At 27.9% G+C, this 15,864-nt stretch carries 13 protein-coding genes; all 13 read right to left on the bottom strand.

Annotated features, from left to right (window positions below):
* Positions 1-12 precede the first annotated feature (12 nt).
* Positions 13-1,482: an NAD(P)-binding protein gene (locus tag KKE07_02580; GenBank protein ID MBU4269740.1), complete on the bottom strand. Its 1,470-nt coding sequence runs from the start codon at positions 1,480-1,482 to the stop codon at positions 13-15.
* Entirely contained in the window at positions 1,469-2,815 is a 1,347-nt protein-coding gene (locus KKE07_02575; GenBank protein ID MBU4269739.1) for a hypothetical protein, read from the bottom strand. Before KKE07_02575 ends, KKE07_02580 begins: the two co-directional genes overlap by 14 nt.
* On the bottom strand, positions 2,812-4,182 hold the full coding sequence (locus KKE07_02570) for a hypothetical protein (protein MBU4269738.1): 1,371 nt from the start codon (positions 4,180-4,182) through the stop codon (positions 2,812-2,814). Before KKE07_02570 ends, KKE07_02575 begins: the two co-directional genes overlap by 4 nt.
* Entirely contained in the window at positions 4,172-6,394 is a 2,223-nt protein-coding gene (locus KKE07_02565; protein ID MBU4269737.1) for a bi-domain-containing oxidoreductase, read from the bottom strand. Before KKE07_02565 ends, KKE07_02570 begins: the two co-directional genes overlap by 11 nt.
* On the bottom strand, positions 6,391-7,716 hold the full coding sequence (locus KKE07_02560) for a nucleotide sugar dehydrogenase (protein MBU4269736.1): 1,326 nt from the start codon (positions 7,714-7,716) through the stop codon (positions 6,391-6,393). Before KKE07_02560 ends, KKE07_02565 begins: the two co-directional genes overlap by 4 nt.
* Positions 7,717-7,757: 41 nt before the next feature.
* Positions 7,758-8,888 (bottom strand): UDP-N-acetylglucosamine 2-epimerase (non-hydrolyzing), encoded by a 1,131-nt coding sequence (wecB, locus tag KKE07_02555; GenBank protein ID MBU4269735.1) that lies wholly within the window; start codon positions 8,886-8,888, stop codon positions 7,758-7,760.
* 5 nt (positions 8,889-8,893) lie between these two features.
* Entirely contained in the window at positions 8,894-9,643 is a 750-nt protein-coding gene (locus tag KKE07_02550) for a hypothetical protein (GenBank protein ID MBU4269734.1), read from the bottom strand.
* 25 nt (positions 9,644-9,668) lie between these two features.
* Positions 9,669-11,264 (bottom strand): hypothetical protein, encoded by a 1,596-nt coding sequence (locus KKE07_02545; GenBank protein ID MBU4269733.1) that lies wholly within the window; start codon positions 11,262-11,264, stop codon positions 9,669-9,671.
* A 20-nt stretch (positions 11,265-11,284) separates the two neighbouring features.
* The gene (locus KKE07_02540; GenBank protein ID MBU4269732.1) at positions 11,285-11,974 is read right to left on the bottom strand and encodes a hypothetical protein; all 690 of its coding nucleotides are present in this window, start codon (positions 11,972-11,974) and stop codon (positions 11,285-11,287) included.
* A gap of 138 nt (positions 11,975-12,112) precedes the next feature.
* Entirely contained in the window at positions 12,113-13,003 is an 891-nt protein-coding gene (locus tag KKE07_02535; protein MBU4269731.1) for a hypothetical protein, read from the bottom strand.
* A 35-nt stretch (positions 13,004-13,038) separates the two neighbouring features.
* Positions 13,039-14,859 carry an acetate--CoA ligase gene (acs, locus tag KKE07_02530; GenBank protein MBU4269730.1) on the bottom strand — a complete coding sequence of 607 codons (1,821 nt, stop codon included), beginning with the start codon at positions 14,857-14,859 and terminating at the stop codon, positions 13,039-13,041.
* A 122-nt stretch (positions 14,860-14,981) separates the two neighbouring features.
* A complete protein-coding gene (locus KKE07_02525) occupies positions 14,982-15,494 on the bottom strand; it encodes a hypothetical protein (GenBank protein ID MBU4269729.1) in 513 nt (170 codons plus the stop codon).
* A 139-nt stretch (positions 15,495-15,633) separates the two neighbouring features.
* On the bottom strand, positions 15,634-15,864 hold a 231-nt coding region (locus KKE07_02520; GenBank protein MBU4269728.1), incomplete at its 5' end, for a hypothetical protein.

The following is a 15,864-nucleotide window of genomic DNA, read 5'->3' as shown; positions in this document are numbered from 1 at the left end:
CTGTAAATTTATCTATAAACTTGCACTATTGTTTTTATAATTATTTACAAAATAATTATCTTGTTTTTTACTTTTATCAATAAGTTTATTTACAACTTTGAATGCCGAAAGCATGGCAATATCCATATTATTATATTTATGCAAGCCATTTCTACCCATCAAATATAAATTTGAAAATCCTGAAAGATAATCTAAGACTATTTTTAAACTTTCTTTATAATTTTTATCATAAACAGGATATGCCTGCGTTTCACGTAAAACCATACCATCTAAAATTAAATCTTTTTTTAAAAAGCCAATTTGTTCAAGCTCATTTTTACCTATATCTAAAAGTTGTTCATCGGATAAATTCCAAAAAGAACTTGCGACAAAATCAAAATATTCCAAACTCAACGCCGTATGATTTTTATCATCAACCATTTTTAAAGAAAAATTATTCATATTGCCAATTCGGCCCATCAAAACTTCCTTTTCGTGAACATATATCCAATGATCGGGACTTATATTTGATTTATTGACAATATAATTTAGTGTAATCAAACCTCTGTAAACTAATTTTTTTGCAGCATTTAAAACTTTTTCTTCCGGTAATGGATCAAGTGATAAAATTAAATCACGCAAAGCCATAGTTGAAAAAAAATGTTCTGCTTTATACTCTTGTAATTTCTTTGCAGAATTTATCGGCGCATTAAAATCACCGGTTAAAACAGAGATTATATTTTTATTATTATGCTTTATTTGAACAACACTTGAATTTAATTTAATTTTACCCAAAGAACTGTTTGTAATTTGATTTGCAACTTTTTGCCACAACGTTCCGGCGCCTAATTCCGGATAATAAAATGTATCGCTTAAAGTTCGTGGCGCATTTTTTTTAGCCCATTTACCAAAAAATGCATAAAATATTGCTTTAGATAATGAAAAGCCTTTTATACGTTCACTAGCCCAATCTGAAGAAATTTGAGTACATAAAATTCCCCAAACTTTTTCCGTATAAGTTTTGAAAAAAATTGAAAAAAGTCTATAACCAAACTTATTTGTAACCCAATCCTGAAAAGTTTCAACTTTTTTAATTGGAAACAGACGAATTTTTATATAACTAAAAATACATCTAATACTTTCAAATATGCTTAATCCCAATAAAGCATTCATTGGTTGCAATGGATAATAGAAAAAATGTTTTTTGTAATAAATTCTTGTGAAACGCTTAAGCTGAACGAATCGGTTACCGTGATCTTCCTCTCCCTTCATCACTTCTTTCCACCATACTTCGACTAAATCTGATTGCGTTATGAAGTGATGCGGACCTATATCGAACTTGCATCCATTGTACTCTGTTGTTCTGGAAAGTCCACCAATTTTTTCATTTTTTTCTAAAACTTTCACATTAAAATTATTGTTTTTTATAAATTCAAACGCAGCGGTCAATCCTGCAGGACCTGCGCCTATAATTACTACATCTTCTTTTTTATAACCACTCATAATTTCTCTTTTTTAAAAAATTATAAAGCCAAAATTTTACCGATAATATTATCAGAATAGGTTCTATTGGCAATCTTAATCTTGCAAAACCGCAAGATAAAGATATAAAAATAAATAAAAAAACAAATAATATTAACTTAAATAAAATTATTCTATCAATAGAATAATAAACTGAATTTATAATAAAACCTACAAACCCTAATATCAAAAATATATAAAATATTATTTCCAAATAAATAAATAAAATAATAAATTTATTATTAACTTTGGGTATCAAAAATCTTTTAAATAAATCAAAAACATTATTATTATTTGAATAATCAGGTAAAGTTCCACCTGAATCTAAAAATAAAAGCTCTGAAGAATACAAAGAAAAACATGTTTTTAAAATATTTTTAACACTTAAGTTTAAAGCTATAAATGGATATTTTATAAAATAATCAAAAGCTACTTTTTCACCCAAACTACAAATTTCAGCCTCGTTTAATTTGTTATTCTTTTCTTGCGAATTTATTTTAATAGAATCTTGCCACTCTTTATTAACTTTATCCAAAGAATCTTTATAAGAAATATTGCTTGCTTGCATATAAATTCTTGCCGCGCTGTGCCTTATAAATAGTATACCGGGCAAGGTTGAAAAAAATAAATATCCCGTCAATAAGAAATTACGCAATAACCATGGTAAAATAACAATTAACCAACCCGAAAATATAAATAAAATATTAGTTAATTTATATTTTAAATTTTTAGTTAAAAATAAAATTAAAAAAACAGTTAAAAAAATTAAATATTGGCCAACCGGACGAAACATAGAAGCGAAACCTAAAAATATTCCTGCATAAAAAAATTTATTTTTAAAATAAAAAATTAAAAATAATAGAAACAAAATCAAAAAAATAGATTCAGTCAAAGCAAGCCCGGAAAATATTATAAACCCAAGATGAATACAAGAATATAACGCTGAAAGTTTTGCAAGTAAAAAATTTTGTGGGAATAATATTAAAGATAGATAAAAAATTAAAATAGGAATAAAACCGGATAAAATTATTTGTATTAAAAGAGAGTTATTAAAATTACTATCAAAATTAGTTAACGCCAAAAATATAGAATATCCGGGAACTCTGTAAAAGTGTGGACTTTCATCTAAATTATTTATTTGTTTATTTTCTATTATTTTTTCTGCGACTTGCTTATAAACCCTACTATCAAACTGCCAAAGAACTGAACTATCTTTTACAAAAAAATTAAAAAATATAAATCTTAAAGTAATAGATAAAAAAAATATAAAAATTAAAAATTTATTATTATTTTTAATATCACAAGCCAATTTCATGCTATTTTATGTTTATAAAAAATATTATAAATATATGTATAAAAAATAAATGATAATATTATTAAAAACGATTCTGCCGGTAAACGCATTCTACTATAACCACCGGCAAGACCTATAACCAAAAATAATAATATAATGGGTAAAAAACATATATAAATATTTTTTATATATTCAAACTTAGAAACAAAAAAACCTAATATTGCCAAAATAAAACCACCAAAAACACCCAATAATATTAATATAAAAAGTAAAATTTCAAACAAAATCAAAAGTTGAACACCAATTTTATCAGTTTTTGGATTTACATAACGATAAATCATTTCTTTAATAGTTCTTTTTTGTGAAAAATAGTCTATAGAAGCTCTATTATTTTCTAAATATAAAATTTCAGCAGAATAAAGAGAAAAACTTGTTCTAAATATATCAAGTAAAAAATTTTTAATAGTTATTAACGGATATTTTTTAAAATATTCCAATGCCAAATCCATTTGCAAATTACAATATTCTATTTCATTTGGCGATCTATTATATTTTTCTTTAAAATCTTGAGCATTAATGTCAATTTCTCTTGTAAGATATTTTTTAGCCCTATCATAAGTTAAATCTTTTTCTATCATGACACTACGAGCAGCTGCAAAATTTAAAAAAAGACCACCAGGCAAACTATGTAGAAAAACTTGGCCCTGTAAATTATAATTTCTAATAAGCCATGGCGAAACGGTAATTATAAATCCTAAAATTAAGAATAAACTTTTTATTAAACTTATTTTAATATTTTTATTTTTAAAAAATAAAATAATAATCACAAAAAAAATTAAATAGTGCCCAATAGGACGAACCAAACCGGCCAGCCCTAAAAAAACACCTGCTGAAAATAAATGTTTATTTTTAAAAAATAGAATAGAAAAAATTAATAATAAAAAAATAAACAAAGATTCAGACATAAAAAAGCCTGAGTATAAAGTTAATCCAATATGAATTGCACTATAAATAGATGCCATTCGAGCCAATAATAAATTTCCGGGCATTATTATTAATGCCAAAAAATAAATTAATATTGGTATAAAAGATGCAAGTAATATCTGTAACCATAAAACATTTTTTGTATCAATTCCAAATATTTTATAACCGGTGGCAAGAAATAATGGATAACCGGGCAATCTGTAAAAATTTGGATTATCATCAACACTAAAACTTTTGTTAATTACTAATCCCTGAGCTATTTTATGATATGTATTTGAATCAACCTGCCAATAATTATTATTATTTCCAAGATAAAAATAAAAAACTGCAGATTTAATTAAAAAAGAAAAAATAAATAAACACAATAAAAATAAATATTGATTATTAAAAATTTTAATCTTCAAAATACTCAATTCCTCCGTTATTTCTAACAAGTTTATCAACAATTAATGTTAATCTTGTTGAATACAAAATTCTTTCAATTGAAATTGGAGGTTTTGATCCTTCAATTTTAGCCAATCTTACAAATTCATTAAACAATTCTTCATGCCCCTTATCTGAATACCTTGAGCTACGGCTAAAAGATATAGGCAATCCAAAGCCTTTCAAAGTTTTATAATCTTGCATTAATATAGTTTTACCATCAAATAAAATTTCCATATATTCTTTATCAACCTGCATATTTCCCATAGAAGAATATGTCAAACTACAACAAGACCCATCACTCATTTGAACTGTAGCAATAAAATTTTCAGTATTCAAAACATCCAGTGAACTATTATTTATAGGTAAAACAACAACAGATTTAGGCTTAGAATTTGTTAAGTAGCAAAATAAATCAAATATATGGCAAGCTTCACCTATAATTCTTCCACCATTTTCTTTTTCATTAATCCAATGATCTTTTGATATATAGCCTGCATTCATTCTATAATTTATTATTACAGGATTTTTTCTGTCATCCAATGCACTTTTAATAATTTGATTAAATGGTGCAAACGATCTATTAAAATCAACTGAGTAAAAAGCATTTTCATTTAATTTAAAAAACTTTTCAAGTAAATCCAATTGTTCAAAATTTACAACTGCGGGTTTTTCCACGAAAACAGCTTTTCCATTTTTCAAAGCTTCTAAAGATTGAGCAAAATGATATTTATGTGGCGTGGCTATAATAACCATATTTAAATCATCATCACTTAAAACCTTTGTTGATGAATTTGTTATTCGTTTTACATTATAAATTCTTGAAGTAGTTAAAAGATTCGCCGTATCTTTATCCACAAATGTATGCATTTTTACAAATTTATTTTTAGAAACAATTGGAAGAAGTTTTATCTTTGCAAAACCACCAATTCCAACAAACCCAACTTGCAAATGTCCAACCGGAGCTTTATATTTTAAACCACGCATAACATCCGAAACTGAACATTTTCCGGAATCAAAATCTACATATGAGGACGCATCTATTTCTTGCGTTATTTCATCTAAAATATTTGTAGATAAATTCTGATCAAAAGCAAATAAAGCACCCAGACCTTTTTTCTTTTTTAAATAAGAATAGGCACTTTCAGATTCGTGTATACCAAATTCATTATTTACCAAAAAATCCAATTTTATTTTTTTCTTTTCTACAAGATCAACGAATAATTCCATATTTCTATTTTCAGTCCAACGTACATGCGAATAAGGATAATCAAAACCCTTATTTTCATAATTTGGATCATGTCGCCCAGGACCATATGAGCATGAAATCAAAAAATCAATTTCTTTAGAATAAAAAGGCTCTCTGGAAAAATTAAGATTAACATCGCCGACTAAAACAACTCGCCCTTTTCTTCTGGTATAATTCATAGCATTATTAATAATTGATCCATCTTGGGACGATGCTGTAATAATAGTTGCATCAACTCCTTTATGATTTGTTAAAAAATTTATTTGGTCCAAAAGATTATTTTTGGCATCAAGAACAAAATCAATTCCCATTTTTTTTGCTATATCAAGTCTATCAGAATCAATATCTATTCCAAAAACCTGGCACCCTGAAAGCTTACACAATTGAGCCGTTATTTGTCCGATAAGACCCAAGCCAAGAACAACAACCTTTTCTCCTAAATTTAAATTTGCTCGCCGAAAACCTTGCATTGCTATCGCACCAATTGTTGTCAAACTTGCCACTTTTAAATTTTTGTTATCATATACTTTTGTTGTCAAATTAACAGGAACTGAAACATATTCGGCATGATTTGCCACATTTGCTCCGGCACAAGCAACATAATCACCTATTTTAAATTTATCAACATTTTTACCAACGGCAATCACTCTTCCGGAACAAGAATAGCCCAAAGCTGAAATATTATTTAATCTATTTTTAACCAAAGACCAAGTTCCAATAAGCCCATCGGTTTTTACAGCTCCAAATATTTTATTTATATTTTGAGAACTATTTTGTGTAAATTTTTCCAGTATAGACTTTTCCGATTGATTTATTGTTGCCAATTCCGTACCGGAGCTAATAAAAGAATAGGCAACTTTTACCAAAACTGAATTTTCATCAGTCGTTGGAACCGGAACATTATCAACAAAGAGTTTACCTTTTTTCAAAAAAAGTTGATTCATTGATTTCCCCTAATGTTTTTGTAATCCCTATTACCATCTACCCCAAAATCTAAATTAAACCGACTTTTTAGCTCATAAAGCTTATAAGTCAGCCCACATTCATCTATAACTACTTTATTTTTTAAATCAAAATTTTTTATTTCATAAAAAGCAGAATGCTTTACCAAAATTAGAATCAAATCTGCCCATTTAACAGATTCATAAAAATTATAGAATCGTTTAAAACCCAAGCCATCCAACATATTCTCTCCAAGGTTTGGTTCTAAAACGGCAAACTCAAAGAGCTCTCGCTTTCTGTTAAGCTCAGCTGCAATTTTTAAAGCAGGAGAACCTCTTAAATCATCAACATCAGGCTTAAATGTTAACCCCAACGCCAAAACCCTTGGTCTAGGAATATCAGGTTTAATTATTTTTGCAACAGCATTTAAAACATTTTTTATAATAACATCTGGTTTTGAATCATTTATGTTTCTTGCAGCTTGCAATACCTTAGAATTTTTGGGGAATGCTTGAATTAAAAACCAGGGATCAACAGCAATACAATGACCACCAACGCCACATCCGGGTTGTAAAATATTTACCCTTGGATGCTTATTTGCAAGTTCAATCAATTTAAATGGATCCACGCCTATAGATTTTGCCATCAGTGAAAGTTCATTGGCGTATGCAATATTTAAATCTCTATAAGAATTTTCTGCAAGTTTTACCATCTCTGCTGTTTTATCATCGGTAATATAAATTTGACCCAAAACAAAAGAAGAATAAAAATTTTTTGATAATTCACTTGCTGTTTGACATATGCCACCAATAACCCTATCGTTTGAAACCAATTCTTCAAATATTCTTCCGGGCAAAACTCTTTCAGGACAATGTGAAACATAAAAATCTTTTGATAATTTTAATCCGGATTCTTTTTCAATTAAACGTGCAAATTCCAAAGTAGTACCTACAGGAACAGTAGATTCCAAAATAACCAAATTACCATGAACCAATACTTTGGATATTTCTTTTGCAGCACTAAATACATAAGATAAATCAGCTTTTTTTATTTTTTTATCACTATTTAAAAATGGAGTTGGAACGGCAACTAAAAATATATCAGCCTGTTTAATGTTACCTGAAACTGTTAATAATTTATTTTCTATAACACTTTTTAATTTATTTTCTATTCCATTTTCTATTATTGGAGATATGGCTTTATGTATTTTTTCTATTTTAGATAAATCTACATCAAAACCATAAACCTGATATCCATTTTGAGCGGTAACTATGGCTGTTGGTAATCCAATATATCCAAGACCGACAACAGAAACCTTCTTCATCACTACTCCAATAAAAATTCAAAATATTTTGGATAAAAATTTTATAAATTTAGCTTATTTTTAAGAATTGAAACAATTCTTTGACAAGCATTTCCGTCACCATAAATCGATGACATTTTTTCATTTGTTTTTTTTAGATGATAGCATTTTTCCATAGAAGATAAAATTAAATTTTCATTGGTACCAACAAGGTCCTCGGAGCCATCCCAAACGCCCTCCCAACGCTCTGTAACATCACGCAACACTATAACATGTTTGCCTAAACTTACAGCTTCTTCCTGTATCCCTCCGGAATCGGTAACAACAAAATTAGAATTCAACAAAACATATATCAGATCTTTATAAGATAGTGCATTTATAATTTTTATATTATTAATATTTAGAATATCTTCTTTTTCGGCTGCAAGTAAAACATTGGGATTTGGATGCATAGGGAAAATTATCAAAGAATCTTTATAAATATTTGCAAATTTTTTAACAGCTCCAAAAATTCGTTCCAATCCGGAACCAAAAGATTCTCGTCTGTGCGCAGTAAGTAAAATTATTTTTTTATTTTCTTTTTTAGCTATTTCTATAAGATTTATTAAATATTTTTCTATTTCTATTTTTTTATTATCTATTAAGTCTCGCATCCAATTTAAAGAATCAACAACGGTATTTCCGGTACAAAAAACTCGTTCACGATTTATACCTTCGGATAAAAGATTTGCTGTAGAAAATGCCGTTGGTGCAAAATGATAATCTGCTATTTGACCAACCAATTTTCTATTTAATTCTTCAGGAAATGGTGATTTCATATTACCGGTTCTTAAACCGGCTTCAACATGCCCAACCGGAATATGTAAATAAAATGCAGCAAGAGCCGATGCCATAGTTGTTGTTGTATCGCCATGAACTAAGACCAATTGAGGTTTTACTTTTTCATAGACCTCTTTAGTTCTATCCATAATTGTCTTTTGTAAATAAAATAAATCCTGATTTTTTATCATAACATCAAGATTAAAATCCGGTGTGACATTAAAAATATCAAATACTTGTTGCAACAAATCCGAGTGTTGAAATGTTGCACATAAAAGTGTATTTATTTTTTCTTTTTTTAATGCAAAATATAATGGCACAAGTTTTATAGCTTCAGCTCTTGTACCAACAACTAAAATTATCGGTTTATTCATAGATATTAAATAGTTATATTTATTCCAATATTACCATTGGTTTTATTTACAATATCATTAATTAATGCTTCTTTTCGACTTTGTTCACATTCTTTTTGAACATGGCTACTAATTTCTTTAGCTACCGTACTTGTAAGTTTTTTTACTTTCTTTTGATATTTTTTATAGCGTTTATACTGTTCCTTATAAAGCATACAACTAACAATAGAACCCAATCTTAATGTGATTTTTTCTAAAAATTCATCTATTTGTTTTTTCAGAAAAACAGATTCTCTACAAATCCACAAATCTTTATTGTATTCAATGGTTTCTTTGCATGCAGAGTCCAATAAAAATTTTGCCGATATTAAATTTAATTTAATCGAATCCAAATCTTGTCTGGCATCAACCAATGGCCAATTTGAATAATAATTTGAAATTATATAGCCTAGAAAAAGTTGTTCCGTTTCAAATTCGTTTACAACAATATATTTTAAATGAGTGTTATTAACTATATCGCTTGCATTATTAAATTTACCAATCGGTGTATTATCAAGAGCTATTTTATATGCCAAATATGCGGCCAAACAACCAATTGCACTTCCCCAAAAAAAACTTTTCCAATTTTTTGAATTATCATGTGTAAAAAACCAAGTAATTGCACCAACGCTAAGACCGGTAATTGCGCTTGCCCATTTTACATTTTCTTCTTTTATAGGCTTTATATTTTGGAAATTTAAAAACACAAAAGTTATAATTAAAAAAAACTTACGCATTACTTCTCCTTTTTTTAATCAAACGTTATGCTCCCGCCATACTCATACTTGATCCATTTGAGTTAATATTCTTATTATTCTTATGTCTAGCTTCATCATTTTCGTCAAGATTATTAACAGGATAACCGTAATCTTGGTTATCAATAATAGTTTGATTAACTTTATTATCACCAATTTTAATTTTTGTATTATCGGCACTTGGCAAACTACTTACAGTACTTGATTGTTGTTGCTTTTCATATTTTGCAGCAACATCTGCTTTTTTTATCTTTTGTTTTACGACGGGTTCAACTTTTTTTTCAGCAGCAGCACTTGCAGGATTTTCACGCTTAAAATTATTATTTTTTATACTACTGTTATTTACATTATTACTTGCAGCGCTTGCCTTTTCCGTAGCAATATTGGGTTTAGGCTCAGGTTTTTGCGCAACTGCATAGGGCTTTGCATCTGCAGCCTTTTCTTTATTTGTTTTATCATAATTACTGTAATTATAACTATAAGTATTATTACTATTTAAGTTAAATTGAGATGTATTATATTTTTGACGCTGTTTTTTATATGTTTCATGATTTTTAATTTTACTTGAATATTCTTTAATTTGCCTTGAAATTTTATTTATTTCTCTATTCAAATAATCAATTTCAAGTTTAACTCTATAATCAGAATCTATCTGATTTAAAAAACGTTCGGCTTCGTACAATTCATTTAAATAAGATTTAAGATTACGTTTTAACTTAACTAACGGATAATCATATCCATAAAGATTGAATAGTTCTGAAGAATTAAAATCTGAAAAATAATATCGCTCTCTATTTATTTTATCTAAAATCATTTTAGCTTTTATATACAAATTTTCATTTTCCAATCTTTTACGCTCTGCCGCTATTTTTTCCTGTTCTCTTAAATAAAATTCATACTCTTGATATTGTTTTTTGTATTCATTATATGATCTAATAACAGATATATCATAACTTATTCTATCAATGGCAAGATCAAGTTGCTTAATTAATTTTTCCGTTTTTATCAAAAGTTCTGCAAATTCATTATCAAAAGATTGATTAAATCCTGATCTTGCTTCAATTTGAGCCATTTTTAAAAGATCTCTAGCTCTAATAAGGCGCGAATAAACTTTTTGTAAATTATTAACAATTCTAACAAACGGACCGGCTCCATTAATGTAATTACGCCCAAAAATACCCCAAATATAATCCCAATAAGAATTTATATTTTCAAAATCAGAAATATTTTTTAAAAATAAATCATCGGATGATAAATATTTTATTTCAGATAAAGCTTCATTAAACTTTTTGATGGCTATGTGATTATAAAAAGAATTATTATATTTTTTAATATTTTTTAAATAAGAATTAAGCAAAATATAAGAAACAGTAACGCCAAGGCCTGCGCCTATAAAACCATTAATTATTTTTCCAAATTCATTGTGATCGGAGATAGAATAACAAACATATCCGCCAAAACCAGCTGCTGCAAGTATGCTTAATTTTATCAAAAATTCTTTATCATACTTAGATTCTATTTGATTATAATAATCAATAGTTACAGGTTTTAAGTTGAAGGATATTTGTGAAAATAATATAAGAGACAAAATTATTTTTTTCATAAAAAACTTTCCTTTAAAAATTAATATCCATATCTCGAGTATCTATAAGTTGGATATGTGTAAATTGGATGTGAATAACTACTATTATAAACATTTACAACTTTTGGTTTTTTGTACTCTTCTTTTTTAATTTCATACATAATTTTACTTCTAAGATTTCTTACAATTTCTAATGCTCTATTTCTTAGATATTTGTCACCATTCTTTAAATATTCTAAATACATATTATCAAAAGTACTATACAAACCTTCGGGCAAACATTTTTTCAAATTCTTATCAGATTTAATGTTTAAATCCGGATTATAATTATTCATAAACCATTTTAATACACCAAATAATCTATCATCAATTGTTAATCTATTAATAACTTCAGTTGATAATTCCCAAGTCATTAAAGCAAATAAAGCCCCAAACATAGCTCCAAAAAAATTTCCAAAAAGTCGCTTTTCTACTTTTCGTTCTTTACTTAAATCACTTGTTTTAAATATTTTTTGCCATCCAATATATGTACCAACAAAAGCTGATACCATTAATATATATGGTAAAACCTCAAAACCTGTTGGGTAATCTTCTGGATACTTTATAGTCAAATTATCAATAAAATCCCATGGATTTTGTTGATAATAAGCTTTCTCGCTTTCGGAAATTACAACACATTTTAGAAACGAAAAATTTGATACAAGCAATAATGCTAAAATTATTTTTTTCATAAAAAACTTTCAGATAAAATATTAAATTTTCTAATCGAATACTAAGTCAGTGAGTTTATTTAAATTCCAAAATTTAGCAACAAAAAAAAGCCGGCTATTATACCGGCTTAAATTTAATTTTTTTTTACTTTTAAAATATTACGCTAAATAAACTATAGATGCATCTTTACGCAATTCAGTTTCAAACTCTTTTTCAAACGTTTGCTTCTTTTGTGCTTGCAAAACAGATTCTATTTCCAAATATCGCTCATTTAAAGTTCGTAAATATTTTTCAGATTTATCTAATACTTTAACAATTTGATAAACATCATCTTTTTTAAAAGGTTTACTTACTTCATCTTTTTTCATATTTGAAACAAAGGACAATTCTGCACTTAAATCTTTTTTCAAAACCCAACCTAAATCTTCCCAATTTAAATTATCAGAATTTTTCAAATTATCATTTTCATCAACGTAATCAGCTGAAACGTCACAAATATTTAACAAATATTTCTCTTCATTCCAACTTGGATTTTTGGAATAAAAATTTTCAACCTCTTGTTTTGTTACAACCGCACGTTCCGCAAATTCGGCACCCTTTAAACGTTCAATAGCTATAAATCTGGCCATTTGGTTTTTATAATCCAAATAATTCAAACCTTCTTTTTTAAGCTCAGCCTCAAATTCTGCATCTGTCATTTCATTAAGACCATTACTAATTCTAAAATTAGTAATTTGTTTTTCTACTTCTGCTGCTGTTGGTAAAAATTTATAATCTACAGCTTTTTGAAAAAGAAGCTCTTGTTTTACCGCTTCATCAGCAGATAATGCTTGCCCTGTTACAATTTGAGGTTTTTCTATAACCGATTTTAAAATATTTACGCCATTAACTCTTGCAACAATTTCATCAACTAAAACTCGTTCAGACTTTTCATCAGCTTTTGTTTCAACTTTACTATTCTTATCTTTATTATTTTTACTTTTATCATTTGCTGCAAAACTATTAGAAACAAGTAAACCCAAAATCAAAATATTTAAAATTTTTTTCATATTTTCTCCCGCAAAAAATTCATCTGATCACAGACTTATCTGATTACAGATTTTATATTTTCAATTGCACTTATATTTTCCAACGTCGATAAATCACCAATATCTTGTTTTTGTAATAAGTTGGATAAAACTCTTCTTATAATTTTACCCGATCTGGTTTTTGGTAAACTATCAACAAAATATATCTTACCAGGTTTTGCCAAAGCGCCAATCTCTATTTTCAAAGTATTAATTATTTCCGTTTTTATAATATCAGTATTTTCGTGTTGCGTTTTTAAAACAACAAAAAGAGCAAAATCCTGTCCTTTTATTTTATCCGGTACAGCTGCAACAGCCGCTTCGGCAACCATATGATTTTTAATTACGGCATTTTCTATTTCTGCAGTTCCGATCCTGTGACCTGCAATATTTAAAGTTTCATCGGATCTTCCCAAAATCCAAAAATATCCGTCTTTATCTTTTATTGCAAAATCGCCGGCATAATAACAATCTTTAAATTTTGACCAATAAGTTTCTTCGTATCTTTTATTATCACCCCAAATACCCAAAGTTAATCCGGGCCAACAATTTTTTATCACCAAATACCCTTTATATCCATCCGGCAAAGGCAACCCATGTTCATCAACAATTTGCGCATCTATAATATTTAGCGGAAAAGTTGCAGATCCGGGTTTTAATTTTTCGATTCCATACTCTCTTTTTGGTGAAATCATAAAACCACCGGTTTCCGTCTGCCACCAGGTATCTATAATTGGACATTTTTTATTACCAACGTGTTCAAAAAACCATTGCCAAACGTCCGGATTAATAGCTTCACCAACGGAACCTAAAACACGCAATGAACTTAAGTCAAAACCGGAAAGCCATTCTTGGCCCAATTTTATTAACATTCTTATTGCAGTTGGCGAAGTATAAAAAACTGATACTTTATATTTTTGAATAATCTTCCACCAAGTTGATGGATCGGGATAATCCGGAGCGCCTTCATGAAGAATCATGGTTGTTCCCGACATTAATGGCGCATAAACAACATATGAATGTCCGGTTACCCAACCAATATCGGCAGTACACCAATAAATTTCATCTTTAACTTTACCAAATGCAGATTCAAAAGTTGAATTTATATAAGTTAAATAACCACCGGTTGAATGAACTATGCCTTTTGGTTTTCCGGTAGTTCCGGAAGTATAAAGTATAAATAATGGATCACTTGATTCCATATGTTCGGGTTCACAGTAATCTTCAGATTTACTAATTAATTCTTCATATAAAATATCTTTTTTATTATCAATGGCAACAGGTTTATCGGTACGTTTTATCAAAATAACTTTTTCTATCGATGTTTCATGTGCAGCCAAATCTACAATAAATTTTAGATCCGTATATTTTCCTCTGCGCAAAACAAAATCCGCAGTAATTATAAATTTTGCATTTGTGTCTATTATTCGATCTTTTAATGATTTATAAGAAAAAGCAGAAAATACGACATTGTGTATTGCGCCTAAGCGCGCAACGGCCAACATAGAAAATATCGCTTGTGGAATCATGGGCATATATAAAACTACTATATCACCCTTTTTTACACCAAGATTTTTCAACCCTGAGGCAAGTTTATTTACCTGAATATAAAAATCATTGTATGTAAAGCTTTGAGATTCTCCGGACTCACTTTCCCAATAAAGTGCAACTTTTTCGCCTAACCCATTTTTTACGTGCCTATCTACACACTGGTATGATGCATTTAATTTTCCACCAACAAACCATTTTACATAAGGCTTTTCGCCTGAACTTACTTTATCCCACTCTTTAAACCAATCCAACTTTTTTGCTTCATTCGACCAAAATTTATCACTCATGTTTTATCCAAATTTTAATTTATATTTTTTGTTTATTTTGAATAAGTTAGGATAGTTCAAAAAAATTATGTTCGCAAAAGGGGTTTATTAAAAAAATCTCAACACTAAAAAAAATGTTTTGATTATTTCTCAAATATAATTCTAATAGTAGGTGTAAATTGATTATTTTCTTCAAATAATTCAATCATTTTATCTCTAAATTTAGAAACCTTTATTCTTATTTTATCAAATTCCTGATAATCAAATGTATTTTCAGCATCTATATCAACAATTACATTTTTTATATTTTTATTATCTAACAACTCTTCAAAAAATCGCTGAACCCTATCCATTCTAGAAAATAAAGATTCATAAACTAATGCAACATGTTTCTCACTGTTATCAATAGGACAATCACCACTAAAAAGATCTACAGTCTGCGTATCCATAGGGCAATCCGTTAACTCAAAAATTAATTCATAATTTTTCAATTTTTGAAGAACCGGTATAAAAGGTTTCGCTATATTTCCCCCCAAATTTGTCCCAATTTTGTATTTAACACCTATATTGGTTATTTCAAATGATAATTCTATTTTTTTATCTAAATCAATATTTTTATCTATAAATTCAATTTTGACTAAAATGCTCGTATACATAATTCAATCCAATGATTCAATTTTAACAGGTTTAATATATTTTCCATAGGTAAGATAAAAAATATTTTATATATTTTCATAAACATCCTATAAAATTAAACATACTTTTTCTAAAAACATATTTTTAATAAACAAAAAATTAACTATTTTTAATAATTTCTATTTCAGGTTTTTTCGTAGAAACTACTTCTATGACATAATCTTCTTCGGTTATTGCATAATGCACATATTTTTTCTTATTTTCAATTACGATATTACCTTCTTGCGTTAATTGATCGACCCATTGTGAATTTTTAATAATATATGAATGCCATTCACAATGAAAATCACCATTTTGAATTAATTTTTTGTTTATTAAAAATATGTTTTT

It is taken from the genome of Candidatus Dependentiae bacterium, from assembly GCA_018897535.1.
Lineage (GTDB): Bacteria > Babelota > Babeliae > Babelales > UASB340 > UASB340.
The sequence above is the reverse complement of the archived record's forward strand: the minus strand, read 5'-3'. Positions and strand labels throughout refer to the sequence as shown.

Bases quoted from the DNA above. Each gene is read 5' to 3' on its own strand.
- KKE07_02540 (MBU4269732.1), bottom strand. From the start codon at position 11,974: ATGAAAAAAATAATTTTAGCATTATTGCTTGTATCAAATTTTTCGTTT.
- KKE07_02575 (MBU4269739.1), bottom strand. From the start codon at position 2,815: ATGAAATTGGCTTGTGATATTAAAAATAATAATAAATTTTTAATTTTT.
- KKE07_02560 (MBU4269736.1), bottom strand. From the start codon at position 7,716: ATGAAGAAGGTTTCTGTTGTCGGTCTTGGATATATTGGATTACCAACA.
- wecB (MBU4269735.1), bottom strand. From the start codon at position 8,888: ATGAATAAACCGATAATTTTAGTTGTTGGTACAAGAGCTGAAGCTATA.
- KKE07_02545 (MBU4269733.1), bottom strand. From the start codon at position 11,264: ATGAAAAAAATAATTTTGTCTCTTATATTATTTTCACAAATATCCTTC.
- KKE07_02550 (MBU4269734.1), bottom strand. From the start codon at position 9,643: ATGCGTAAGTTTTTTTTAATTATAACTTTTGTGTTTTTAAATTTCCAA.
- KKE07_02535 (MBU4269731.1), bottom strand. From the start codon at position 13,003: ATGAAAAAAATTTTAAATATTTTGATTTTGGGTTTACTTGTTTCTAAT.
- KKE07_02525 (MBU4269729.1), bottom strand. From the start codon at position 15,494: ATGTATACGAGCATTTTAGTCAAAATTGAATTTATAGATAAAAATATT.
- KKE07_02565 (MBU4269737.1), bottom strand. From the start codon at position 6,394: ATGAATCAACTTTTTTTGAAAAAAGGTAAACTCTTTGTTGATAATGTT.
- KKE07_02580 (MBU4269740.1), bottom strand. From the start codon at position 1,482: ATGAGTGGTTATAAAAAAGAAGATGTAGTAATTATAGGCGCAGGTCCT.
- acs (MBU4269730.1), bottom strand. From the start codon at position 14,859: ATGAGTGATAAATTTTGGTCGAATGAAGCAAAAAAGTTGGATTGGTTT.